Here is a 25,692-nt window from a genome sequence, read left to right as displayed (position 1 = left end):
CCTCTATTTCTTATTAATTATCAAATTTGTCTTTCAGCCAGTTATACATCGGCACGGGTTTCTCGTCCGGATCGGATTTCTCTTTCGTCTCATCATTAGATTGACTCTGTCTGAAACGTTTGGATTCCTTTTCCACTTGCTCTTTTGTCCGGATATTTTTCTTTTCCCAGCTTAGAAGGATCCGGTCGATATATTTCAGACTGTAGACCTGGTTCAGCACCGCTTCACGCAGCGCCATCTCGATCAGTTCCGGTCGGTAATGATCCTCTTCGATCCACATGTTCAACGTCTGGATCTCCATGGCCGACAAGCTGCGTCCGAATTCCTGCTCGAACAGCTGATAAAGATTTTTGGAAGCCAGGACTTCTTTTTCTGACTCCTCTTCCTTTATCGACTGAAGCAGCAGCGCAGACAGTTTTTCATAAAGCAGATCGAAGGAAAATTCATCCACCGTTTTGCCTTCTTCGTCTGCCCGAGTCTCGATCGTCAGTACTTTTTTGTTCATCAGCTGATGGATAGCCTTAAACGCCTCTTCACGTGAAACGTTCAACCTGTCGGCTAAAAGCTGACTGTCTGGAAAGCGCTGGCCGTTTCCCACCAGCGAGAGTAATTGAAGAAGAGTGACCAGATCGTCATTGTTCAGGCCGATTTTTGTGTAATACTTCAGTAAATAGTTGGGAACAGCCGTTGTCCCTGCACTTATCCAATCAAACAGCGGATTCTTGTTCATTTTTATTCTCCTTCAGATCCTTGCATGGAATGAGGAAGCAATCGCTGAGCGATTGCTCACCTTCTCGTCTTTTCGTCGTTAATAATAACTTTTTGTGCCCTTCAGATGGTCGATTCAATGTCGAAAGGCACAAATAGTGTAGTTTTGTGCCCTTTACAAATGTCTGATCCTCACGAAGGGCAGATAACAGTCACTTTTCTGCCCTTCGTGTCTTAAATTTCGGTGTAAAGGGCACTTATCCGGGACTTTTCTGCCCTTCGTCTTGCCGCTTCTTTCATAAAGGGTAGATATATCGTGTTTATGTGACGTTCAGGCGTAAGTGTCACTCCTAAAGGTCACATAAGTCATGTTTTTGTGCCCTTCGCGCATCGAATGTACTTCTGAAGGGCAGATATATTGTTCTTTTGTGCCCTTCACACGTCAACTGCTTCAATGAAAGGCACATATATCACTTTTTTATGACCTTCGCACATCAACCGTTTCAGTGAAAGGCACATATCCCTCACTTTTCTACCCTCCACACGTCACTTTTCATCATGAAGGGCAGCTATCTTCCCTTTATACTCCTCCATTTCTCAATTTTCATAAGAAAGCAGAGTATTTCATTTCAGATACTATGAAAAAAGGACTGGAAGCCAGTCCCAATCCTTATTTCACAGTGGTGTAGTTAGTCGTTCTATGGGTAAATACGATTCAGTAGACGTGGGAACGGGATCGCTTCACGGATATGTTCGGTTCCGCTGATCCATGTCACCATACGCTCCAGGCCTAAACCGAAGCCTGAGTGAGGCACGCTTCCGTATCTACGCAGATCGAGATACCATTCGTAATCATCCACGTTCAAGCCGAAGTCGACGATTTCCTGACGCAGGATCTCGTAGTCATCTTCACGCTGAGACCCGCCGATGATTTCGCCATAACCTTCAGGTGCGATCATGTCGGCACATAAGACGACATCGTCACGTTCCGGATGTCTCTTCATGTAGAACGGTTTGATCGCTTTTGGATAGTTCACGATGAAGACAGGCTTGTCGTACTGCTCAGCGATAAAGGTCTCTTCCGGTGAACCGAAGTCTTCGCCCCAGGTCACGTCAAAGTCATTTTTCTGCAGCAGTTCTACCGCTTCGTCGTAAGACACACGCGGGTAAGGCAGTTCCGTGTATTTTTTCAATAGTTCTTTGTCACGTTCTAAAATATCCAGGTCGTGATCACAGTTATCCAGTACGCTTTGTACCAGATACGCCACGTATTTTTCCTGAACTTCAAGGGAATCATCATGATCCATAAAGGCCATTTCAGGTTCCATCATCCAGAATTCGATCAAGTGACGACGGGTTTTAGATTTTTCCGCTCTGAACGTCGGTCCGAATGAAAAGACGCGTCCTAAAGCCATCGCTGCTGCTTCCATATACAGCTGACCACTTTGTGATAAGAAGGCATCACGGTCAAAGTATTTTGTCTGGAAAAGTTCCGTCGTGTTTTCAGCCGCATTACCCGTCAAGATAGGCGGATCGATTTTAACAAAGCCTTCCTTGTTGTAGAATTCGTAAGTCGCACGAATGATCTCGTTTCTGACATGCATGATGGCATGCTGTTTTGATGAACGCAGCCATAAGTGACGGTTGTCCATCAGGAATTCTGTGCCGTGTTCTTTGGGTGTGATTGGATAGTCGACCGCTTCACTGATGACGTCAATGTCTTCGATATGTATTTCATATCCGAATTTTGAGCGGGCATCTTCTGAAATAGTCCCGATGACCCAGACAGAACTTTCCTGTGTCAGACTTTTCGCCTGTTCAAAGACACGCTCGTCTACCTCACTTTTAACAACGACGCCCTGGAAAAATGCCGAACCGTCTCGTAGGCTTAAAAATGCGATCTTTCCGCTTGAACGTTTATTGGCGATCCAGGCTCCGATCTTAACTTTTTCACCAACATGGTTTTTTGAATCTATGATCTGTATCTTCTTCACTGTGCAGTCTCCTTCACCTAAATAATTTCAATTATATATTATCGATGGTCCGCAACCATTCACCTGTCTTTAGGTGGATGATGTAGTAGCCCAGCCGATCATTTTCATTTTTATACGTGACTTCCCAGATGGGCGTGTCATTCATCAAACCGACTTTCGCATTCAGAATGCGTTTGGGCTCTCTTGCCTCTCTTGTCACGCGTCGCGCTTCCTGTTCCGTAACGATTTCAGCAGCATCGAAGGTCACGATCGCTCCGCCTTCGGGTTGGACCATATAGAGCTTTTCTTCCTCTGCTTCATTGAACCCTCTCACAGTAAACGTCGTGACTTCACCATTATACCAGTAAAAGTCTTCGACCTGGTCTAGATCTGTCCGTTCAGCTAAAAAAGTGATCGTTTCATCTTCAGCCTGAGCATACGGTGCATGGGCGCTCTGATAAAGGTAAATAGCTCCGACGATGACTACGCTGAGTGTCAGGACAAGTCCTATAATAACTTTCTTCACTTTGTTCTCCTCTTTTATTCTTTCCTAATCAACTCTCTCAGTATATCAAATTGACCCCGATAAATAAATAAGGCTTTTCAAGAATTCAGGAAGGCGTCATCCTCCGGTTGGTCTGTCTTGAAAAATGCAGATACTTCTTCCATGATCTGATTCAAAGGAAGTTCTCTGACTTCCAGATCGCCCGGCAGGGAATTCAAAAAGACAGAGGCGTAGCTGGCTTCAACGATTCGGCGATCCAGAACGATCCAGACCCCTTTGTCTTCCTGACTGCGGATCAGCCGGCCCAGTCCCTGCTTGAACTTGATGACCGCACGCGGCAGGACATCATGCACAAAGGGGTTATCGCCGCGCTCCCGCAGTTCCTGATGGCGTTTTTTCACCATCGGCATGTCAGGAGCATCAAAAGGCAGCTTGGTGATGATGACGATCTTCAATTCATCTAAAGGAAAATCGACACCTTCCCAGAAACTGTCTGAGCCTAACAACACGCTTTGTTTCGCTTTTTTGAACTGCTTCGTGATCTTTGTCGCGCTCCCGGAAATATTCTGAGCCAGGATCGTCTTGTCTTTAAGATGACTGCGGCGTTGGAGCGCCTGATACACCCGCTGGATCATGTCATGCGAACGGAAAAGGACCAGACAGTTTTCGTCCGTCTGACTCAGTACCCGTTCGATCTGATCTGTGATAAAGGTCACTGACACGCTCATTTTTTCATTCACATGCGTATCGACATCCGTCGTGACATACAGCTTGGCCTGATGGTCATACTGATAAGGCGATGCATACACAGCCAGCTCTTTATTTACGATCCCCAGTTGTTTTTGCAGATAAGTCACCGAATCATTGACTGACAAGGTACTGCTGGTCAGGATCACATGCTTAGAAGCATTGAACTGGTTCAAAAGCTGTTCTTTCACTGCCTGATCAAAACGGAAAAAGGACAACGTCGAGAGCGGGTTCTTAGAATAGAACCGGACACTCGTCTGATTGGCCGTGTTTCCCGTTAAGAACAGATAGTTAAAGCGTTCCACCACCGTTTCAAAGTGATCCAGGATGACTTTGATCTTGGACAATACCCGTTTTTCTTTTTGAGTCAGGCTGATTTCCGGTTTCTTTTCGGCTGCCTCAGCAAATGTCTCGCTAGATATCTCACTGGACGACCCTTTAGCCGTATCTAAAACGTCCGTCAGTTGTCGTCCCACATACACCAGTTCTTCTAGATTTCGGCATAAAAACTTCGTGTCCCGCTTGATATCCATCGGCAGCTGGGCATAATGAATGGTCTTCTCTTTCCATTCCACGATCCGGTCTTCATAAGAATCGGCGTGGATCAGCCAGTCGATCCATTTACGACTCCAGTGTTCCCATTCTTCCGAAAACAGCTGAACAGTGGAATGCAGGGTATCGAGCTGATAGTCTTTCATACTATCAGATGGTAAAAGCAGCTGACAGTCATTCAAAAGTGAGTCTTCTTTCTCCTTTGAACCCAGACGTTTCAGTTCATTGGTGATGGACCTTGTCGACAGCTTGACCGTCGCATTCTGATCCAGGACATCCGGCACATGATGCGCTTCGTCCAGCAGCAATTTCGTGTCTGAGAACCGGTCGGGCTGGCGCTGCCATTCAGAAAACAGGTAGGCATGATTCGTCACTAAAATAGAAGCCTGCTCCAGACGCTTTTCCCGTCGCGCAAGATAATCCACCTCTTCAAACTGTTTGAACTGCAGTTTGGCGTTCGGCACACTTTTGACTTCATTCCAGAAGGGATGGTGCAGGGTTTTGCCTAAACCGATTTCTTCCAGATCCCCTTCATCCGTTTCCGTGAGCCAGACAAGCAGCTTCATGCAGAACACCGCTTCTGTATCGCCGGCGTCCACATTTTTCAGTTTCGTGTAAAAAGCAGACAAGGACACATAGTGGCTCGGACTTTTCATCAGCGCCACCGCCTTGTCAAAAGGCAGCACATCCAAAAGCTGCGGCAGACTGTCTTCGACCAGCTGGCGCTGCAGCAGTTTAGTGTAGGTCGACAGGACGATCTTTTCCTCCGGTGAAGCAATATAGAGGCTCGGATACAGATAACCGAATGTTTTACCAAGGCCCGCCGGCGCTTCGATGAACTGGACATAGTCCGGATTTTCCTGCTTGAAGTAATTGAACACCGTATTCATCATCAGGTTCTGACTTTCACGGTACTCCAAGCCCACCGCTTCCATCTGCGTCAGTTTGTCGTCGTCTTTATACGGATATGTATGTTTTTCGCGATAGTTAACCTGTTCGTTATCGAAAAAGGGTTTCTTCAAAGCCAGACCGTCGATGATGACCAGAGACTCAGCCAGATCAGACGGCTCGTCTTTCATTTCATCCAGAGCCTGTCTGAAAAAGAGTGACGTATCTGCCGTGGTCGCTTCAGACAAGCGCGCCAGGGTCTCGACCGTCACTAAAGGCAGACTGCGCAAACGTTCGTCCAGCCTGTTCAGCAAATAAACCGTCGCCTGGGCATCGAACAAGGCATTGTGGGCATTGTTCAGCGCATACCCTAAAGACGCGGTCAGCTCTTTCAGCTGGTAGCTGTCTTCTTTAGGAAAGAGGACCTGGGCCAGCTCGACGGTATCGATGGCCGGGATCGAAAGCTTTGGCAGGCCGATACGTTCAAAGCACTCATTCAGGAATGCATAGTCGAAACCGACATTGTGAGCCACGAAGACTGTATCTTCTAAAAGCCGGTGGATCAGCTGGGCGATGTCTTCAAAATAAGGAGCCGTAGCCAGATCCTTCAGGGAAATACCGGTCAAGTCGCGGATGAGCTTGCTGACTTTTCGGGAAGGATTGACAAATGAATCAAACGTTTCTATGACTTCGCCGTTTTTGACCAGCACACAGGCAAACTGGATCATCCGCTCATTCTTTCCGATGCTGGCACCCGTGGCTTCGATATCCACGATGGCATATAACTGGTCTTTCTTCATTCGTCTCCTCCTCTCGAACCGCTAAATATAGTCATTCTGCTTCAGATACGCCAGGATCGCTTCCGTATCGTTGGGTATCTCCGTTTTCAGTACAGCCCGCTCGGCAGCGATCAGGGCCTGCCCCAGCCATTTCCCACCGCGCTGACTGGTTTTTTCCATAATGATCTTGCCGTTGATGTCCAGTTCTTTCCTTGAATGGATCGGCAAGTGGGCATCGATCGTCTCGACGGCTTCTTTATCGTAGGGCAGATCGAGCAGATACAGACAGGTTTCCGCATCCAGTGCCAGCTCTTTTGTATAACGGTAAACTGTTTCATTGGACTGGCTGTAATGCAAGCGATACAAGAGCAGTTGATGCAGATCGGCACTCTCGTTGACCAGCTGATTGGACAGCTTCCAGTGCTTCAAGAAAGCACGGGCTTCTTTTTCTTCCTGAATACCCAGCTGATATAAAAGCAAGGCCCAAACCTGACGTTCACTTTGGATCGGCTCTTTCACTTTCACAAAATCCCTCAATGCTTCTTTGGCATGCAAAAGGCCCGGACAGTACATATAGAGGCGGGTCTCCACAAAGCCTGCGAATCCCTGTCTCAGGTACCTGCCCATCGCCATTTTTACAAATTCCACTCGGATACGCTCCACGGCAATGTTTTCCAGCAAGTGGGCGTTGACCACGATAGCATAGAAGGTGTCGGCTTCCAGATTGAAACCGAGCTGTGAGGCGAATCTAACGGCACGCATCATGCGCAGAGCATCTTCATTGAAGCGTTCCTCCGCTTTCCCGACAGCACGGATCACCTGGTTGTCAAGATCCTGTTCGCCGCCGAAAAAGTCCTGGATCTCGCCGGTCTGGTCCATGGCAAAGGCATTGATCGTCAAGTCACGGCGCTTCAGATCTTCTTTTAACGAGCGCACAAAAGTGACCGAATCAGGACGTCTGAAATCTTGATACGTCGATTCGGTCCTAAATGTTGTGACCTCATAACTTTCGCCTTCCAGTAAAACCATCACCGTGCCATGCTCTATACCTACATCCACCGTCTTCTTGAAAAGCTGCTTGATTTCTTCAGGGAAAGCAGATGTTGCGATATCCACATCATTGACCGCTTTGCCTAAGAGCGCATCCCGGACGCTTCCGCCCACATAATATGCTTCAAAGCCGGCAGCCTGTATCGTTTCCAGCACAGGCAACGCTTTTTTGAATTCCCCTGTCATCGGGACTTTTTTCATCATAGTGTCGAACATCCAGCGCTCAATTCGAACCTGGCGCTAATGTTCTTTCTCTCCTTTATTTCTCAACTTGTTGCATCGGAATCGTTCTGTCCATCCACGCGTTCGAAACGGTATTTATCACGTAATTCGAATTTGTTCATCGTTTGATGAAAAGCTTCCGACAGATCGATATCCAGTGAATTCGACAGACTGATCAGAACGAACAGGACATCGGCGATCTCTTCTTCCATCGGTTTATGCGGCTCACTGGTTTTTTTCTGTTTCTCGCCATACACGTGATTGATCTCACGGGCAAGCTCGCCGACTTCTTCCGATAAACGGGCCAACTGAACGAGAGGAGAAAAATAACCATCTTTGAACTGGCCGATATATTCGTCCACTCGCTGCTGCATGTCTTTCATTTCTGTCATCCGTTCATTCTCCTCATTCAGTTGGTTTTATGAAGGTGAAACTTCATTTTCAAGTTTCATTTCGATATCTTTCAGTGATTCAGTAAGTTCATAAAATTCTTCCCGGTTGTCTGATTCAAGGGCACGGTCGATGTCATCGAGCAGCTGCTGTTTCTGTTCCTGCAGATAAAAACTGTCGACAGCTTCATCCACCTGTTCATCCAGTTCGTCCGGCATGCGGTCGTTCCACTTCGCATACGGGTTGTCTTCCAGCACTTCCGCATATTCGGGTGACAGCCAGGATTCCTGAAACAACAGTTCAACGTAAAGGTCGGTATGCCAGTTGAGTCTGACTTCGTGAAAGGCCTGTTCGGGGTGATCATATTCCTGTCCGTCTTTATAAAAACGGAAGGCTTCATCATCCGTGCCTACAGTTCCCATTTTAATGCCTCGAGGAGTTTTATCCGCTTCTTCAACGAATTTCGTTTTATTCAAGACAATATCATGATTGAGTAAATAGTTTAAGATCCACATCGATTCTCTGCGTTTCATCTGATAGCGCTGTAAGAACCACTTCAGAAACTTTTTCTTGTCTTTTAACTGAACACGACTATACATGGATACTCCCCTCCTTTTTCCTTATTAACAGTATACCAAAATTAGTAAAGTTCTTCATTCTTAATCCACTCGACAACTTCCAGATCATCCGGCTTCAACGCGAGATAACGGTTAGCTTCTTTGATAAAGCCTGCTCTGTCGCCTTCTTCGCGAAGAAAAACGGCATATTCTTTAATAAAAGCCGGTGTATCTTTTAACGAATAATAGGCTTTTTCATAATTTTCACGGGCTTTATCATACTCTTCTTCCATATTATACGCCTTTGCGCTGTTCCAGAAAAGCTGAGGGTCTTCTTCCCCGGTCTCCAGTTTCATTTCCATCAGGGAAAGAGCTTCCTCATAGCGTTCCTGTTCGATCAAAAGATTCGTGAGATGGAGTGTAATGGACAAGTTCTCCGGATCACGGTCCAGTGCTTTTTTGTAAAAGTCTTCAGCCGCTTCGGCATCCCCTTTGGCTAAACTGGCTTCTGCCCCGATACTGAACAAGAGCGGGTTCTCCTTGTCATAATAGCGTCCTTCGTCAACGATCTCCAGCGCTTTGTCTTCGTCATGCTCTTCAAGATAGCCTTTGGCCAGATATACATAAACAGACGTGTAGCTTGGATCCAGTTCTTTGACCTTGTTGAAGAGTTCAGTGGAGCGCGTGTAATCTTTTTTCTGAAAATAAAGATACCCAAGCTGGAAAAGATGGTCGCTCGTTTCCTGCATCTCGACCGCTTCATTCATATAGTCGATCGCATTCTCCAAATCGCCGATCGCGCCGTACGCATTGCCGAGTCTGCCGTGTATACTCGTTCCGGCAAACTGTAAGTGGTGATTGGTCAGAAGGTTTTCGTAGTAGCCGATGGCCTCTTTATACTCGCCGCTGGCAAAAAGCAGTTCGCCTAAAGCAAAATCGATCACGGGTTCTTCCGGAAGCAGTTCTTTCGCTAACAGAAGTTTCTGTCTCGACACTTCCGGCAGGTCAAGTGTCTGGTAATAGTCTGCCGAGACTAACAGAGCCTGCACGTAATAGGGACTTGAGGCATCGACCTGATCCAGCCATTCAAAGGCCTCCAGCTCATTACCTTCTTCGATCGCGATTTCTGCTAAAGTGAGTTTCAAACCGTCTTCTTCTGGAAACTGTGTGAGCAGATGGGTGACCACTTGTTTCGTTTCGTCTAAAAAGCCCAGGTCATATAGCGTCTCTATCAGGGCATATAAATCTTCTTCCGTATCTTCGTCGATCGCTTTTTCAAGTAATGCATTCGCCAGATCCAGCTCTTCGTTCTGAATCGCTTCGATCATCTGTGTTGAATAGGACATTTCAAATCGCCTCTTTTTCTCGTGATTATTCTCTTATCTTAACATAGACAGACCGGCATTTCACAAAAAAAGTTGCACGTTCTCTTCCTTGATTCAAAGGATGACTTTCCAGGCATGACGCCGGAAAGTTAACTTCTTTTTTAAGAGAAGAGAGTCGGTCTACGTGAGATACTTCAGCCATCTGAGGACATTTGAAGTCTGACCAGGTCATATATTGGTTCAGTTTGAAAGATTCGATCTTGATTTTTTATTGAGCGGCAACTAAAAGCATGATGTATGTCCCGCTCAGCTAAGTATTTATTTTGGGAGGTCGTTACAAGAGGCATCACGTGCCTTCTGAAGATTAAAAGGATGCTGAGTGGTCACTATCATGCTTATTTACAGCCCGCTCAAACTTTAATTATTTTGGGAAGTCACTATTCCCTAGAACTATGACCTGCTCCAGCAAGAACGGACACCGAGTTAGCCAAACGAAAAATGATTATTCCTACTCAGTTACTAAAGACACTGCAGATTGACGAGCATTACTTCCTTTAACGTTCATGATAGGAAACTTTCCGGCAGCGGCCAGAAAGCAACAGCATTGAAAAATAAACCTATGGAAACAACATTTAATGAAGTTAAATTTTAACCATATCACTCAAAACAATAAAAAAGTCGTGTGAGAAATTTTAGTTACCTTTCTCACACTACTTTTTTAGTTTATTTTTAGTTTATCCGTTGACAGTTTGTTCCTCTTGCTGAGTAAGCAGGGGTTCATCCGGCAGCGGATCGATATAGGTTTGATAGATGACCCGCAGGAAATAGACACATAAGAGCGCTGACGCCAGTTCAGATACTGGATAGGACCACCAGATGGCCTCCACTCTTCCTGTCAAAGAGAACAGATAGGCCAGCGGGATCAGAACGACCAGCTGACGGGTGATCGATACATAAAGACCGAACATGCCCCGACCGAACGCCTGAAACACCGTACTCACAATGATGCTGAACCCGGCGAACAGGAAACTCAAACTGATGATGCGCATGGCTGGTATTCCGATTTCAAGCATCTCCGGCGACGCATTGAACATGTTAAGAAGCGTGACCGGGAAGAACTGGAACAAGGCCAGGCTCAAAAGCATGATCGCCATCGCATACAGGATGCCCAGACGGATCGCTTCTTTGATACGTTCCTTGTTGCGGGCACCAAAGTTGAAGGCCACGATCGGGATCATCCCATTGTTCAGACCGAATACCGGCATAAAGGCGAAACTCTGCAGGCGGAAGTACACCCCGTAAACCGCAATGGCGGTTGGTGAGAATTTCATCAGAATCTTGTTCAGTGAGAAGATCGTGACTGATGTGATCGCGATCATAATAGATGACGGCACACCCACCATATAAATACGCTTGATGGTGTCCAGATGCGGTCGGAAACTTCGATACTGAAGCTTAATTTCATCGTTCTTGTAGTAGTTCAAAAGAACACCGATAAGTGCCGCGACCGACTGACCAAGGACCGTCGCAACTGCCGCCCCTGTGACTCCCAGAGCCGGAAAACCGAACCAGCCGAAAATAAACAGCGGGTCTAAAATAATATTGATGATGGCGCCTGACCCCTGGATCCACATTGAATACACCGATTTACCGGTCCCCTGCAGGAGCTTCTCAAAAATGACCTGCAAAAAGAGGCCCAGCGAGAAAATCATAATGATTCTCAGATATGATTCCCCCTGCGCTAATATTTCCGGATTACTTGTCTGACTTCTGAAAAAGAACGGCACGATCGTCAGCCCAAGGACCAGGATGAACAGATAATGGATGATGGACAAAAAGACACCATTGCTGGCGGCACTGTTTGCCTCTTCAAACTTGTTCTCTCCCAGCTTTCTTGAGAGGATCGCGTTCATACCGACACCCGTCCCCACCTGGATCGCAATCATCAGATTCTGGATCGGAAACGCAAGCGTCACGGCGGTCAGGGCATTCTCACTCAGCTGGGCCACGAAAATACTATCGACGATATTATAAAGCGACTGTACGATCATGGACAGCATCATCGGCAGCGACATACTGATCAAAAGCTTATTGACGGGCATGGTTCCCATTTTATTCTGTTTCATTTACAACTTCCTTATCTCTAAGTAATGACTCCACTCCATCCAAACATCAAGGCAGGAAGTCTTACCTTCCTGTCGGACAGAATGCCTTACATTCTTATATTTTTATGTGTTTAGACTGATATATTAGTCCAGCTAAACTCCTATCCATGATACCTGACTTCTTTAGGAAATGCTATAGGTAAAAAGTGAGAAAGTGTCATATTTGGTTAATCTTTCATCACTAACGGTCATACTCGCCCTCAAGCGAGTATGCACAACTTAATAGAGCTTTTTTCGGAACAAGTCCCTAGACCATTTTCTGCCACTTGTACTGAATAGGCTGTATTTGAAACAAGTGTGGCTCAAAATCAGCCCTACTTGTACCGAATAGCGGCTTGCGGGATAAGTGGATGTCTTTTCCAGACAAACTTGTCCCGTAAACCGCAAAAAACAGCTGATTCCGTTTTTAGAGGATCAGCTGCTTGAAAGATTTAATTACTCGGTCGGTTCCATATGATAAAACAATTCAAAAGTGAATGTTCCGGAATAAGTATCCTCTCCATCTTTTTCATAAGCAAAAGAAGTAATATTCCATACACGTTGTTCATTCATCAGCTGTTCAATAAGCTGCCGGAAATTCCCCGGAGATTTACTTGTGATTTCTGCCTGATACGTGTTTTTCACAAATGAATCTGAAATATCTTCGACCGACTGACGTTCGTTTATTCGTGAGACTGACATCACCGTAACATTATCTCGATCAGCATGTTCCTCTAGGGCGACCATTGCAGAATCCGAGTCATCGTTTAGCGGTAGATATGATTCGGTAAGCGTATAACCCGTTTCAACTTCCTCAAGCAGGCTTTCGCTGGGAGGATAATCTGAAAGAACGGTTTCCTGCTGGTTGACCAGCATGCTCAAATTATCCGCTTCTCCTTTAACGGGTTCAATAAAATACTGATTCCCATAATAGAAGGTGGCAAACAGAACGGCGAAAAGTGTTAACGTGACAAGAAAAATTTCTCTATTCCATTTTATCGTCATTTTCCAGCCACCTCACGTAGGACATCTTCATTTAAATCAAGTGTCATTTCAAATGAAAACTGATTGCTCTCATTCTGCTGATTCTCCAGTCGCAGCAATTGAACACGCTCAATGTAGTCAAGTGTCTCAAAATTTGTAATGATTGAAGAGGCTTCCTCTACAGTTGTATTTTCCAGTAACAATACGATCTGATTCGCTTCAGTTAACTGCAAGGCTGACACTTGCTCCGTTTCATTAGGAATAACGGAGGCAATATCGTCGGTGACAAACCCCATTGGATACTGAGAATCAGTCAGTAATTCCTGTACGCCGGCAGACTGATCAGCCAGCCGGTCCACACTTTCGATACGTCTGGATAAAGCCACATCTTGACCATTAGCCTGTATCCACTGATTACTATCTTCTTGAACACCCGTATAATACGAGTGCGTCATATAAAAATATGTGCCCATAAGGACTAATAGAAGGAAGAATACTCCACCCAAAATATATGGAAGTATATTGACTTGTTTTTTTTCAAAGAAGTTGATATCAATCATACACTTCTTCCTCCCCACTTACTTTAACTTCTGAAATTTCTTTTTCTTTGTTCTTAAATTTGGATTTTATTTTTAATGGTTTTTTTGTTTTGGACTTGTTATCTTTTAGGGATAGACCATGCAATGCACCAAAACGCTGCCCTAGACTATCAGGTATATCCAACAGGTGTACCGCTGCCGCAAATCGTTCAGAAAGTCGGCTTTTCAGGTCCAATAAATCAGGATAATGTCCGGTCAATATAATATCCGTGACACTTCCTTCATCATTCAGTACAGAGTAACGATAAAAATCTAAAAAACGTTCCAGTCCGTTCAGCTGGTCTTCCAGCATCTCATCCAGTTCTGTCTGAGAATTCTGCCACGTCCATTTGCCGTTTTTATCCAACTTCCAGTTCTCTTCTATACGAGAAGACCTCGAATGACGATTAAATTTTGGAATATCCTGATTAAAGACCATAATAGAATGATCATAAGCATTCCATTCCAGAATGAGTGAATGACTCTCAGGATGCTGATCGATCAATCCTTGTCTGTCAGCAAGTCTATGGAAACATAAAGCCGCAATATCCGCCACAACAGGTTTTAAAGAAACATTCTGCAGGATATCCTGGTACTGCCGCACATATTCACCGGGATAGGCAATAATCACAACTTTCTGCTCGCCCTCACTTTTTTCGATGATCTCAAAATCGAACGTTGGATTATCAAAAGGCAGACGAATAGACTGGTTGATATGTAAAGATAAATAATCTTTTACTTCTGAAGGCGCCAGCTGAACAGGAACGGTTTCTTCTCTCACAGTAACAAAGTCATTTAAAAGAAGAATATGTGTTTTAGCATTTTTCCACTTCTTTTCTTTGACTAGAGCATCCAGTCGCGTTTCGAGCAAAGGAACATTGGTGATTTTCCCGTCCTGAACGATCGTTGTTTCAAAAACGATTTCGTTTTGATCTATAACAGAATGATCTTTTGGATCCAGTGCTAGATATCTCAGGCTGCGATCCAATAGTTGTAGATATAATAAGGGCTTTGAACTGAATAACATAACGGTCTCCTCCGATAATTGAACGATTGAAATGATTAACTAAACAGATTTAAGTACCACTGGATCAGAATGTCACCAAAATAAAAGACCGTTAATGCGGCCAATCCGATATAAGGTCCAAATGGTATTTTTGTCTTTCGTCCCAGTTTCTTGACTTTCATCATGATACCACCCGCTAACGCACCGTATAATGTAGATAAGAAAAAGAGCAGTAAGAAGTGTCCCAAACCAAACACGAATCCAAACAACGTATAATACTTTAGATCACCTATACCCATGCCGCCTTTGGAAATCAAAATGATCAAAAAGACCAATAGAAAAGCTCCACCGGCTCCAGCCAAAGAATTCCAGAAAGGATCCAGTGGAGAAATGAGTCGGTAAAGGATGAAAAAAGGACTGAAGAACAGAAGTAGGCGATTAGGAATACGTCTATAGACAATATCAGAAACAGTAACAGGAATAATGAGCGCAATAAGCAACAGACCTAAGACAAGCTCAGAATTGAACCCCGTCAGATAATACGTAAAAGCAAATAACAATCCCGTTGTCAGTTCCATTACTGGATAAAGGGGCGAAATCGACTCGCTGCAGCCTCTGCATCGCCCTTTTTGCACAGCAAACGACCAGACCGGAACAAGCTCTCTCCATGTCAGTGTCCGCTCACAGGTATCACAGTACGACCGTTTTTGAGTAAACAGACTCTGAGTAGGCACCCGTAGCCCCACGACATTGAAAAAAGAGCCGAACACGAGTCCGTATAAGAAAAAAATAAGTAGTATGAAGTATTGCATATCGGAAATCTCCTATGTAGTAAGAAAGACCCCGACGTGGGGTCTTTTTAGTAAAGTGATATTATTCTTATATTACGATGATGGAGTGCCACTCGAGTATGTGTATATACCATTACCATTACCATCTTCTGTATATGTTACATAACCGGTGGGGGCTGAGCCATCTCTCAGATCAACATATCCCTCTTCGACAAGTGTGCTTACTGTTACAGTATCATTCACTGATGTCTCATCAATTCTTTGTGTAAAATAAATACGAGCCGAATCTTCAATTAGTTCTTGAGTTGCTTCATCAGCGTCATCTTGTGCTCTATCAATAATTCCCCCGACTGATGGTATAGCAATCGCCAAAATAATTCCCAATATAACAATAACCGCTAGTAACTCGACAAGTGTGAATCCTTCTTCTTTGTTCATTAACTGTTTGATTTTGTTTCTCATCTTTGTTTCCTCCTAATAGTTTTTTCCACTCTATCAGGCATCAATACATCATTATGTATGAATAGCATAAGATTGATTAATTGATACTAATTCGAGTGAATAGTCTTACATTTTTTTATGCATAACTAATTAAAAATACGGTCTGATCCTTGCAACTAAAGAAGTTATGCACAAGAATAATTATAGAACACTTTTTGCATAATTACAACGATTTACAACTGATATATGTGAACAAATTATTAAATCGCCTCAAAAAGACTGAACATTGGAACAACAATCGATAACACAATGATTCCTACAATAAACGCTAAAAAGATAATTAATACGGGTTCGATCAGTGACTGCAATTTGTCTGAAGCTTCATTTACTTCCTGATCATAAATATCTGCAACTTTTTTTAACATGTCGTCCAATGCCCCACTCTGTTCTCCCACGCGAATCATTTGAATGATGAGCGGTGGAAATACCCAATGCTCTGCCATGGGTTTAGCTAAAGACTCGCCTCGTTCTAATGAAGACCGAGAATCCAGCAAGACCTCTTTAACAACTCTGTTCCCAACCACTTGGCTAGTTACTTCCACAGCTTGAAGAATAGGTACAGAACTGTTGATCAATGAGCTGAGTGTTTGAGTCATTCGTGCTAAGACAGCTTTCTGGATAAAGGTCCCGATTACTGGGATCTTGAGGGACAGCATGTCTATATAGTAGGCAACGTCTTCTATTTTTTTGAGCTGCAGAAAGGCCAGGCCTAAACTAAGCATTATAACTGCAAAAAGCCACCAAAACTGCTGGATAAACTGACTCAAACTTAAAACAATCTGGGTGATCAGTGGCAGTTCACTTCCAAAAGAAGCAAACAGATCTCCGAAAATAGGAACAATAAACAGTAACAGGAAAACAGTGATGATGACCGCGAACGTTCCAACGACGATAGGATAAGTCAGAGCTGTTGAAACTTTCTGTTTAATCCGGTGCTGCTTTTCGTAATATGTAGCCATACGTTCCAGCACTTCTTCCAGCTGACCACTGACTTCTCCAGACTTGATCATCTGTATGAGTAATTCAGGAAAAAGCTTCGGATAGTTTTTCATCGCTTCTGACAATGTGATACCTTCTTTCAGATCAACAGAAATTTCTTCCAGGGCTTCCTGCAGCGCTTTACTTTCTGATTGTTCAGCCAGCAGCTCGACCGAATCGACCAATAGAATCCCTGCTTCCATCAGCGTGGCGAACTGACGCAGGAAAATCACAAAATCTTTCTGTTTCAATTGGCGACCAATGACGATATCCTTATTCAAAATATCGTTGAGCGGTTCGACTTCGTACACAATCAGATTCATTTGAGATAATTCGCTGACTGCTTCTTTTTTGTTGGAACTGTCCAGTCTACCTTTAATGACTTTACCGTCGATCGTTTTTGCCTTATATGCATAAGTAGCCACAAGACTCCTCCTTTCTCATTTATCACTAGCGTTGTGATGAATACGGCCAAAGTTCAGAAGCGCGTATTCGTTTTTCTGCAATAAGATTTTTGATACTCATTTCCATGGTATGCATCCCTTGATCTCTGGCAGTCTGCAGAACATTTGGTATCTGATGCATTTTTTCGCTACGGATATGATTTTTAATAGCTGAGTTATTGATAAGTAATTCAGTTGCTGCCACTCGTCCACTTTCTTCATCAATCGTTGGGAAAAGTCGCTGTGACATGACGCCAATCAAAACGTTAGCCAGCATAGTCCTCGTTTGACTACGCTGATGAACAGGAAAGACATCGATCATGCGGTCGATCGTACCCGTTGTATCTTGAGTATGCAAAGTTCCCAAAACCAAGTGGCCGGTCTCGGCTGCTGTGATTGCAGTCTGAATCGTATCCAGATCACGTAACTCTCCGACTAAAATGACATCCGGATCCTGTCTCAAACTAGCTCTCAATCCATCTTTAAAAGATAAAGTATCAAAACCGACTTCTCTCTGTTCGATGATCGACTGATTATGAGAATGCAGATACTCTATTGGATCTTCAAGAGTAATGATATGTTTATTCATGTGACGGTTCATGTAATCGATCATAGATGCCAGTGACGTGCTTTTCCCGCTGCCTGTTGGTCCCGTTACCAGAAACAAACCGTGAGGATTCTGTACAACTTTTTCCAGAATCCGTGGCAGTCCCAGTTCATCGATCGTCGGGATCTCTCTAGGTATCACTCGGAAAGCAAGTGAAATGGCACTCCGCTGATAAAATATATTGACACGGAAACGTGAAACACCAGTAATACCATAAGATAAATCCACTTCCCGCTTTATATCCAATGTCTTCCACAATTCATCCGTCAAGACAGCTTTCGCCATTTCCGAGGTATCCTCAGGCAGGATCCGGTCCATTTTTTTTTGAGGCAAGAGCTGACCATTTATTCTGTAAATAGGCGGAGAACCTGCAACAATATGGATATCTGATGCCCCTTTATAGTGACCGCCTTTAAGTAGTTCATCTAATCGTTCCATAGCACCTCTCCTTTACTCGTCAAGTGAAGCCACACGAAGAACTTCATCGATTGTCGTCTTTCCTTGCTTGACTTTTTCCAGCCCGTCATCGATAAGGAAACGAACGCCTTTTGCTTTTATATGTTTTTTGATCTCCTGCATCGATGCATTATTCATCATCAGCTCTTTCACTTCATCCGTAATAACGATGAGCTCGTGAATAGCCATTCGTCCACGGTAGCCTGTATGACGACAGGCATCACATCCGGCACCTGAAGTCACCTCATCGATCGACATGTTTCGCTTTTCAAAGACCTCTTTTTCAATAGGACTGGCTTGACGTGTTTGAGCACAGTCTTTACAGACCGTTTTAACTAACCTTTGAGCCATAACACCACTCAGTGAAGAAACAACGAGGTAAGGTTCAACGCCCATATCGAATAGTCTAGGAATCGCTTCGATTGCACTGTTCGTATGTAGCGTGCTAAACACAAGGTGTCCTGTTAGCGAAGCACGGATACTGATTTCTGCCGTTTCCGTATCACGTATCTCCCCCACCATGATGATATTCGGGTCCTGACGCAAAATGGATCTCAGCCCTTTAGCAAACGTCAGCCCGATCGGCGCGTTCACCTGGACTTGATTGATTCCGTCCAACTGATATTCCACAGGATCTTCCACCGTAATGATATTACTTTCCGGACTGTTCAATTCATTAATGGATCCATATAAGGTAGAGGACTTCCCTGACCCTGTAGGCCCCGTTAAGAGTATAAGTCCAGATGGCTGCTTGATCAGCTCCTCATAGTCCTGCAAAGTATCTTCCTGAAGACCTATATCAGAAACTTTGTTAAAGACATTAGACATGTCAAGGATACGGATAACCACTTTTTCTCCGAATACTGTTGGTAAGGTCGAAACACGTAGATTGACTTTTTTATCAATGACTGTCGTACTGATTCGACCATCCTGAGGCAACCTTGATTCAGTGATATTTAGGCCTGCCATGATTTTAATACGGGCTACCAGAGAATTCATCAATGATTTCGGCAACGTCCGGTCACTTCTCAAAACCCCATCCACACGATAGCGTACAGACACCGTGTTTTCCTTGGAATCCAGATGGATATCCGACGCATGCATGGCAACACCCGTTTCAAGCAGCTGATCGAATATACGTACAGCAGGGGCATCTTCCCCCTCAACGTCTTCAATATTCACTTCTTCTGCATCATATAAACGGTTGATGGTCTGTAAAATATCGTCTTTCGTCGCGATCATTGGCTGCAAATTGTAACCTGTAGACAGTTCAAGCTCTTCGATAGCATAAAAATCCAGTGGATCATGCATTGCTACAACTAATCGATTATTTTCTCTTTTAATAGGCATAAGTAAATTGGAACGGGCAAAATCTTTAGATATTAAGTCAATAAGTGTTTCGTCTATAGGGTACTGATACAAAGAGACGCTTTCCAGTTTCAGCTGGATCTCAAGAACATTCAGAAGCTGTTTCTCAGTAATATACCCCTGGTCTACCAAAGCTACACCTAGTTTTTGATTGTTCTTTTTTTGTTCCAAAGCCTCAACGATCTGCGTTTCTGTGACCAGACCAGCATCTTTAAGGAAATCGCCCAATTTTTTTCGTTTACGTTCCGGCAATGTAGATCATCCTTTCTAGTTTACTTCTAAAGCTGGGGCGGTTTTAATTAACTGGCTTATATCAACATTACCGGTTCCTCCAGAAGAGGGCGTTGAAGATTCAAAAATAAGTTGATCGGCACTTATCTCACTGAATTCGATTTTAGTCCCACCATCTAAATAAATTTGATTTGCCACAACTACACCTCTAACTTTGCCACCTTCTTTTAAAGATATGGTCGCTTTAGGTGCAAACAGGAAGACATCATTGATAGATCCTCCTCTAATTTCTATTTCATCACCATTAGAAACGATCATACCACTAACATTTCCTGATCCAGTTAAAGTTATGCCAGATTTTTTAATATAAACGCCACCATTAATATATTGATTGCCACTCAATTTAATATTATCTTCACCGGCATAATATAGATTAAATTGTTCCTTTCTACCGCTATTATTAATTTTACTGCTTCCATTGAAAGTAAATGAATTCATTACAAATAAATTCAGATGTCCATTACCTATAATGTTTATATTCCCTTGTGGAATGTTTAAGCTATTTACTACTAAATTGACAGTGGAATTATTCGTATTGATATTTAAAGTTCTATTGGAATTAATGGATAAAGTATTAACACGATAATCCCCTTCTAGGTTCAGAAGGTAGTTATCAGCTCTATAGTCTGTAATTAGAATATCTCCATTGTCGATAACCTTATGTTGGCTAGAATCTTGATTTATTACAGCATCCGATAAATATGGATAAGTAGAATAGTCTGGAAAATCAACGTTTTCTACCGTAGATACATAATCAGACCAAGGCAAAGGTTTATCCCTAGTTTTTAAATTTTCTGTTTTTTTTGCTATACCACCTTGAGTGACTTTGTTATAGTTCCCATTTAATTCTGGATGAAAGTAGACAGTATCATTAAAATCAAATTCTTTAGTAGCTTTAAATCCTGGAGGGCCTAATGCATCGATATGTATATCACCAATTATAGAAACTCCATTATTTTTCACCTCGGTCCCACTTCTTGATAATATAGAAGCGTTGTCTGGAATATATATATCTTGACTAGATTTTTTCTTAAACCAGCTAACTTCTATTTGTTTCTCTACAGTTCTTGTTTTACCAGCCACTACGCCTGTAGAAATTATAGTATATTTTCTGGGGTTAGAGCCCTCTGGATCGGAAAAATTTATGGAAACAGTCGGTGTATCCCCAAACTGATCTTCAAACTCATATGTATTTTCTTCTATAGACTTTATAAGACCATTATTGTTATCTTCGATTTCCTGATAGAAAAGTCCTTTCGCATCGTCATACTTAGAATAAGCTTCCAAAACCCCAGCTTTCATCTCTTCATACGCCATATTAGCCCCAGCTTCGGCTATATAATAGGCAGACGTGTCATCACGATTGACATCACCTAGTTTGAAACTGCCAACTGTTACCGCGCCTAAAGAAGCCCCTAAAACAGACAATACGAGCAGCGTCATTAAAGCTAAAACCAACCCACTGCCTTCTTCATTTCTGATATGTAATCTCAATCGTTTGAATGACATGATTTTTACCTCCTGAAGTAGATGGTTGTCTTATAAGTCTTCGTTTGTGATTGCGGCAAATTACTCTCAAGAATAATCTCAATACTCTCTTCGCTATTTATTTGAGCATTCATCGAACTGACTGAATCAACAAGCACCGATCCGTTTTTCGATATCTTATTGTCAGAAAAACTGAAAGTCAATCCACTGCCTGTTGTGATTTTTTTTCCATCCTCAGTTACCACCACAATCCCGCCTTCTTCTTTCCTCAAATCTCGTGACATGACAGACAGTGCATAACTCATGTCATTGGCCTGACTCGCAGATTCTGTTTGACTGATGAACTGACGCTGACCGAACAAGTGAACAGACCCGGCAAGCAAGATGACGACCGAAAGAATAACCAGGGATGCAAGGAGTTCAACTAAAGTGATACCCTTATCGCTCTTCCAGTTCACACTACTATTCACTAGCTTTTTCGAAAGGCAAGCGTGTCTCCATTTTCGCACGGTCCTTACCTCCTTTAACTGTTACAACAACTTTATATAAAGAATTCTCTGTTTCACTGAACTCGAAAATTATTTCATATCCAGTAGATGACTCAAGTTCTGCAATACTTTCATTCATTGATTCTTCAGCTGATATAACATCGATTTCGTTATTAGAGTAATACGTTATTTCTTCCAAAACTTCCTGCGCAATAAAGGTTGCTTCATTCATTTCGTTTGTCTGTTTATTCGTATTCGCAGCCTGGATGAAAAAGGCAAGAAACGCAGTGACAACTATAGACAGAATTGCAATGCCGGCCAGCAATTCTACTAGCGTAACACCATTCTCATCTTTTTTCAATTTTTCTAAGATCCCTTTTCTATCCATAGTTTAACTCCCTTTTTGAGCTACGGTTACTCTGTTTCTCCCTTTTTGTTTTGAACCGATATACATTGCACGATCAGCCAGGTGGATCAGTTCTTCAATATCGATCCAATCATCCTTACATGTAGCTAATCCTAGGCTTGCAGTCACTGATATTTCCTCTTTCTGGTTCGACTGCATGGAGTCAGAGATCTCAAATGGTGTAGCTGCTATCAATTGACGGATCTCTTCAGCGATCGCAAAGGCTGCTTCCTGACTGTAATTTGGAAGAAGAATGATAAACTCTTCTCCACCAAACCTTGCGACATAAATCGTTTCATTTAAGTTGTCTCTCAATCGCTTGGCAAGGCTTGTCAAAATCTCATTTCCGGACTGATGACCGTGTGTATCATTCACTATTTTGAAATGGTCAAGGTCCAAAACGATCAAGGACATCTGAACAATCGTTTTTCCTTCTTTGATCTCTTGAAGATGTTTAGACAAACCTTTTAAGTTAGGCAGTTCCGTTAGAAAGTCTTTTTCAGCCGTTTCTTCCAGCTGTTCGTAATGATAAGCGTTATCCAATGCTATCGAAAAATATTTATGAAAAACTTCTACCAGAGACACCAACATGTCGTCATACATTGAGCGTGTGTTGTGCGTCATCAAAATGATACCCTGAGTTCTATCCATCACTTTGATCGGCATGACCAAGGCACTTTCAGCGTGATATGACAAATCATTCGTGCAGTAAATCTTCCAGTCTTTAGCATACCCGTGAGCCAGCATGGTATCACTCGTCATCGCTCTTTTAAGTATGGATTGCTCGGACAGGTGAAAAAGGTCATCTGTATCAATAATGTCCCTTGTTCCTAATATCATTTTTTCTCTTCTGATCAAATAATCATTTTCAACAGTAAAATAACTTAACGCATCGGATGGAAAAATCTGGACTAATGCATGGATGAACATATCTATGACACTTTCCCGGTTTTTCTTTGCATTCAGCTCTTGTGAAAACTGATTCATCTTCTTCAGATATTTATTATGGACCTTGCTTTTATAGTAGAAATTGGATCCAATCGTCACAGTTATAAAAGGAAAGGCACCAATGATTATTCCCATGGTTCCAGTCATCTCATAAAGGTAGATCAAAATGAAAGATAAAGGGATAACGTATAATGTACTGTAAAAGGAAAAGATCAGGTTTTCATCAAATACTTTAGCCTCTGAGTTTTCATAAAAATATTTTTCGATAATATACATGGCCAGCTGATTAAAGAATAAATGAGCAAACATATATACAGTTAGTGCTAGAATGGCCACTATGACATTAGCTACTGAGTCGAACAACAGGATCGTCAAATAATAAAAACCTGCAGAAATGATCGATAAAAAATAAAACATCAGTAGATTAAGTGGGTATCGATAATGCTGATCCAGCTTGATATCAGAGCGTATCATTAAAAAAATAATTGCAATAGAAGAAACGATCATTTCAGGTACTAAGCCAAATATCACAAGAACAGGAAGTGATATGCCATTGACTAAGAACAGAATCGAATCGTCTGTTTTTATTGGAAAAAGACCGATCAATACAGCCAGTATAAGGAACAAGGCATAATCGGCAGTCAAAAATGATGTTACATTAAATTGTATGTAATAAGCGGTGTCAAAAACAGCTACTGCCACGGGAATAAAGAAAAACCAGATTGCTAAACGTTTACTTTCATTGACCATTTCAATACCTCATTATTTTTTATTAGACTACGATGAAGATAACATTATAAGTTTATATTTATTCACTCCAATAGTCAATCGCTTTGAATTAGAAATAGATAAATATTCTTTCACAAATAACAGCGCTTTCACATATTCCAGGTGGATAAAAAACCGTGAAGATACTAACTTCACGGTTTTTTACTAGTCATCAGCTTAACAACTTCTTCTGGTCTGATAGGCTTACTGAAGTAATAGCCTTGACCAAATTCACAATTGTTTTCTTTCAGGAACAGCGATTGTTCAATGCTCTCGATGCCTTCTGCGACTGTATTAAAATTCATGCTTTTACTCATTTGAATGATCGTTTTTACCAATGATGCTGTATTTTTTCTGGTCACGACATGATCGATGAATGACTTGTCGATTTTAACTGTATCGATAAACATATTATTCAGTACACTTAAGGATGAATAGCCTGTTCCGAAATCATCGATCGCGACACTTACTCCAATATCGTGCAGCTCTTTGATGATTTTATTGGCATAATCCACGTTCTGCATGACACTTTCAGTGATTTCCACGACCAAGTAGCGTTCTTCCATCTCGTACAATTCCAGTACATTCTGTACACGCTTGACAAAATACGGATCTTCAAACTGCAGCGCAGAAACATTGACTGCGACACTGAGGTATTTCCCTTCTCTATGCCATTCTTTTGTTTGCCTGACAGCTTCATGTATGACCCAATAACCTATCTCATTGATCATCCCAGATTCTTCTGCAATAGGAATGAATTCGACCGGAGAAACCAGCCCTAGGATAGAATGTTCCCAGCGGAGCAAAGCTTCCACGCCATAAATTTCTCCAGTGATTATTTTCACCTTAGGCTGATAAAGTAAGTACAACTCATTATGTAGCAAGGCTTCTTTTAAGCCAAACTCGATACGACGTTTTCTCTCGATAGCTGCTGCATCATCGATCATGAAAACATGATAGTTATTTTTCCCGGTCCGCTTGACTTTATACATTGCGATCTCAGCCTGCTGCAGCAGGGCGTTGATATCCTGAGCCGTTTCTGGATAGCGACTGATACCTATGCTGGCAGTCACATAAAACGTGTAGTCATTGATTTTAAACGGTTTAGAGAACAAGTCGACAATATCTCTCGCCGTCTCTGTCGTCTTTTTATCATCAATATTTTCGATCAAAATAAAAATCTCATCTTCGCTTTCACGGGCAATGAGCGATGATTCGCCAAGAAGATTCCTAAGCCGCTGCGTAACTTTGATCAAGACTTTGTCGCCCGCATCTCGACCATATAATTCATTGATCGTTCTAAACCGATCGATATCCAAAACAAAGATAGACATTTCCATCGTGACTTCTTCTTTAGAATATTGCATGGTTTTCTTTTTAAAATCATCATGGAGCTTAGTCCGATTCGGTAACTGAGTCAGCATATCAAAATAAGTGACCTGATGCAGTTCCTTTTTGTGCTGTTCGACATCTTCAATTAAAGCACGTTCCTGCTTGCTTAAAATATTGAATTTATTAAACAGTTTCTGGAGCCAGTTCTTTTTCCCGTCACCTGCAGTATACTCATTCTTGCGATTACTGAATGAATCTTCAACGATAGAAAATTTATGAGATGAAGGACGAATCTTTTTACTGACCAGATAAAGAAAGAGTAGATATAAACTGAAACCCACAAACTTTAATAAAGGACTTTCTGAAAAAGTCGGTAAGGTTCCTATTAGTAATGATGGTATGCGATTTATCATATTACT

At 42.7% G+C, this 25,692-nt stretch carries 22 protein-coding genes; all 22 read right to left on the bottom strand.

Going from position 1 to position 25,692, the window contains the following annotated elements:
* Positions 1–13 precede the first annotated feature (13 nt).
* Complete coding sequence (locus BMX84_RS05190) at positions 14–730, bottom strand: DnaD domain-containing protein (protein WP_091487801.1); 717 nt, start codon at positions 728–730, stop codon at positions 14–16.
* Positions 731–1,406: 676 nt separating this feature from the next.
* Positions 1,407–2,702, bottom strand: coding sequence for an asparagine--tRNA ligase (gene asnS / locus BMX84_RS05185; RefSeq protein ID WP_091487800.1), 1,296 nt, complete (start codon positions 2,700–2,702; stop codon positions 1,407–1,409).
* A gap of 31 nt (positions 2,703–2,733) precedes the next feature.
* Positions 2,734–3,207, bottom strand: a complete 474-nt coding sequence (locus BMX84_RS05180; protein WP_091487798.1) for a cell wall elongation regulator TseB-like domain-containing protein — start codon at positions 3,205–3,207, stop codon at positions 2,734–2,736.
* Positions 3,208–3,284: 77 nt separating this feature from the next.
* Positions 3,285–6,173, bottom strand: coding sequence for a helicase C-terminal domain-containing protein (locus BMX84_RS05175; RefSeq protein ID WP_091487797.1), 2,889 nt, complete (start codon positions 6,171–6,173; stop codon positions 3,285–3,287).
* A gap of 21 nt (positions 6,174–6,194) precedes the next feature.
* Positions 6,195–7,403, bottom strand: a complete 1,209-nt coding sequence (locus BMX84_RS05170) for a CCA tRNA nucleotidyltransferase (RefSeq protein WP_091487846.1) — start codon at positions 7,401–7,403, stop codon at positions 6,195–6,197.
* A 65-nt stretch (positions 7,404–7,468) separates the two neighbouring features.
* On the bottom strand, positions 7,469–7,816 hold the full coding sequence (locus BMX84_RS05165; protein ID WP_091487795.1) for a nucleotide pyrophosphohydrolase: 348 nt from the start codon (positions 7,814–7,816) through the stop codon (positions 7,469–7,471).
* 27 nt (positions 7,817–7,843) lie between these two features.
* Positions 7,844–8,413: a ReoY family proteolytic degradation factor gene (locus BMX84_RS05160; protein WP_091487793.1), complete on the bottom strand. Its 570-nt coding sequence runs from the start codon at positions 8,411–8,413 to the stop codon at positions 7,844–7,846.
* A gap of 41 nt (positions 8,414–8,454) precedes the next feature.
* On the bottom strand, positions 8,455–9,717 hold the full coding sequence (locus BMX84_RS05155; RefSeq protein ID WP_091487792.1) for a tetratricopeptide repeat protein: 1,263 nt from the start codon (positions 9,715–9,717) through the stop codon (positions 8,455–8,457).
* A 713-nt stretch (positions 9,718–10,430) separates the two neighbouring features.
* Positions 10,431–11,822, bottom strand: a complete 1,392-nt coding sequence (locus tag BMX84_RS05150) for an MATE family efflux transporter (RefSeq protein ID WP_091487790.1) — start codon at positions 11,820–11,822, stop codon at positions 10,431–10,433.
* Between the two features lie 474 nt (positions 11,823–12,296).
* Positions 12,297–12,845 (bottom strand): hypothetical protein, encoded by a 549-nt coding sequence (locus tag BMX84_RS05145; RefSeq protein ID WP_091487788.1) that lies wholly within the window; start codon positions 12,843–12,845, stop codon positions 12,297–12,299.
* Entirely contained in the window at positions 12,842–13,384 is a 543-nt protein-coding gene (locus BMX84_RS05140) for a hypothetical protein (RefSeq protein ID WP_091487787.1), read from the bottom strand. The genes BMX84_RS05145 and BMX84_RS05140 overlap by 4 nt, the downstream gene beginning before the upstream one ends.
* Positions 13,377–14,429, bottom strand: coding sequence for a type IV pilus biogenesis protein PilM (gene pilM / locus BMX84_RS05135; RefSeq protein ID WP_091487785.1), 1,053 nt, complete (start codon positions 14,427–14,429; stop codon positions 13,377–13,379). Before pilM ends, BMX84_RS05140 begins: the two co-directional genes overlap by 8 nt.
* A gap of 35 nt (positions 14,430–14,464) precedes the next feature.
* Positions 14,465–15,220: a prepilin peptidase gene (locus BMX84_RS05130; RefSeq protein WP_091487783.1), complete on the bottom strand. Its 756-nt coding sequence runs from the start codon at positions 15,218–15,220 to the stop codon at positions 14,465–14,467.
* Positions 15,221–15,292: 72 nt separating this feature from the next.
* Positions 15,293–15,661 carry a competence type IV pilus major pilin ComGC gene (locus BMX84_RS05125; protein ID WP_091487782.1) on the bottom strand — a complete coding sequence of 123 codons (369 nt, stop codon included), beginning with the start codon at positions 15,659–15,661 and terminating at the stop codon, positions 15,293–15,295.
* A gap of 239 nt (positions 15,662–15,900) precedes the next feature.
* Entirely contained in the window at positions 15,901–17,103 is a 1,203-nt protein-coding gene (locus BMX84_RS05120) for a type II secretion system F family protein (RefSeq protein ID WP_091487780.1), read from the bottom strand.
* 25 nt (positions 17,104–17,128) lie between these two features.
* Positions 17,129–18,166, bottom strand: coding sequence for a type IV pilus twitching motility protein PilT (locus tag BMX84_RS05115; RefSeq protein WP_091487778.1), 1,038 nt, complete (start codon positions 18,164–18,166; stop codon positions 17,129–17,131).
* A gap of 12 nt (positions 18,167–18,178) precedes the next feature.
* Positions 18,179–19,804 carry a GspE/PulE family protein gene (locus BMX84_RS05110; protein ID WP_091487777.1) on the bottom strand — a complete coding sequence of 542 codons (1,626 nt, stop codon included), beginning with the start codon at positions 19,802–19,804 and terminating at the stop codon, positions 18,179–18,181.
* A 15-nt stretch (positions 19,805–19,819) separates the two neighbouring features.
* Positions 19,820–21,352, bottom strand: coding sequence for a pilus assembly PilX N-terminal domain-containing protein (locus BMX84_RS05105; RefSeq protein ID WP_091487775.1), 1,533 nt, complete (start codon positions 21,350–21,352; stop codon positions 19,820–19,822).
* 5 nt (positions 21,353–21,357) lie between these two features.
* Positions 21,358–21,840: a PilW family protein gene (locus tag BMX84_RS05100; RefSeq protein ID WP_091487773.1), complete on the bottom strand. Its 483-nt coding sequence runs from the start codon at positions 21,838–21,840 to the stop codon at positions 21,358–21,360.
* A complete protein-coding gene (locus BMX84_RS05095) occupies positions 21,794–22,207 on the bottom strand; it encodes a type IV pilus modification PilV family protein (protein WP_091487772.1) in 414 nt (137 codons plus the stop codon). Before BMX84_RS05095 ends, BMX84_RS05100 begins: the two co-directional genes overlap by 47 nt.
* 3 nt (positions 22,208–22,210) lie before the next feature.
* A complete protein-coding gene (locus BMX84_RS05090; RefSeq protein ID WP_091487770.1) occupies positions 22,211–23,923 on the bottom strand; it encodes a sensor domain-containing diguanylate cyclase in 1,713 nt (570 codons plus the stop codon).
* 170 nt (positions 23,924–24,093) lie between these two features.
* A complete protein-coding gene (locus BMX84_RS05085; protein WP_091487769.1) occupies positions 24,094–25,686 on the bottom strand; it encodes a putative bifunctional diguanylate cyclase/phosphodiesterase in 1,593 nt (530 codons plus the stop codon).
* Positions 25,687–25,692 lie beyond the last annotated feature (6 nt).

It is taken from the genome of Alkalibacterium putridalgicola (assembly GCF_900109825.1).
Classification (GTDB): Bacteria; Bacillota; Bacilli; order Lactobacillales; family Carnobacteriaceae_A; genus Alkalibacterium; species Alkalibacterium putridalgicola.
This window is presented reverse-complemented; position numbering and strand designations above follow the sequence as displayed.

Coding starts and splice junctions, on each gene's coding strand:
- BMX84_RS05160 (WP_091487793.1), bottom strand. CDS start 8,413: ATGTATAGTCGTGTTCAGTTAAAAGACAAGAAAAAGTTTCTGAAGTGG.
- BMX84_RS05145 (WP_091487788.1), bottom strand. CDS start 12,845: ATGACGATAAAATGGAATAGAGAAATTTTTCTTGTCACGTTAACACTT.
- BMX84_RS05165 (WP_091487795.1), bottom strand. CDS start 7,816: ATGACAGAAATGAAAGACATGCAGCAGCGAGTGGACGAATATATCGGC.
- BMX84_RS05155 (WP_091487792.1), bottom strand. CDS start 9,717: ATGTCCTATTCAACACAGATGATCGAAGCGATTCAGAACGAAGAGCTG.
- pilM (WP_091487785.1), bottom strand. CDS start 14,429: ATGTTATTCAGTTCAAAGCCCTTATTATATCTACAACTATTGGATCGC.
- BMX84_RS05125 (WP_091487782.1), bottom strand. CDS start 15,661: ATGAGAAACAAAATCAAACAGTTAATGAACAAAGAAGAAGGATTCACA.
- BMX84_RS05105 (WP_091487775.1), bottom strand. CDS start 21,352: ATGTCATTCAAACGATTGAGATTACATATCAGAAATGAAGAAGGCAGT.
- BMX84_RS05095 (WP_091487772.1), bottom strand. CDS start 22,207: ATGGATAGAAAAGGGATCTTAGAAAAATTGAAAAAAGATGAGAATGGT.
- BMX84_RS05090 (WP_091487770.1), bottom strand. CDS start 23,923: ATGGTCAATGAAAGTAAACGTTTAGCAATCTGGTTTTTCTTTATTCCC.
- BMX84_RS05130 (WP_091487783.1), bottom strand. CDS start 15,220: ATGCAATACTTCATACTACTTATTTTTTTCTTATACGGACTCGTGTTC.
- BMX84_RS05115 (WP_091487778.1), bottom strand. CDS start 18,166: ATGGAACGATTAGATGAACTACTTAAAGGCGGTCACTATAAAGGGGCA.
- BMX84_RS05085 (WP_091487769.1), bottom strand. CDS start 25,686: ATGATAAATCGCATACCATCATTACTAATAGGAACCTTACCGACTTTT.
- BMX84_RS05175 (WP_091487797.1), bottom strand. CDS start 6,173: ATGAAGAAAGACCAGTTATATGCCATCGTGGATATCGAAGCCACGGGT.
- BMX84_RS05140 (WP_091487787.1), bottom strand. CDS start 13,384: ATGATTGATATCAACTTCTTTGAAAAAAAACAAGTCAATATACTTCCA.
- BMX84_RS05150 (WP_091487790.1), bottom strand. CDS start 11,822: ATGAAACAGAATAAAATGGGAACCATGCCCGTCAATAAGCTTTTGATC.
- BMX84_RS05170 (WP_091487846.1), bottom strand. CDS start 7,403: ATGAAAAAAGTCCCGATGACAGGGGAATTCAAAAAAGCGTTGCCTGTG.
- BMX84_RS05190 (WP_091487801.1), bottom strand. CDS start 730: ATGAACAAGAATCCGCTGTTTGATTGGATAAGTGCAGGGACAACGGCT.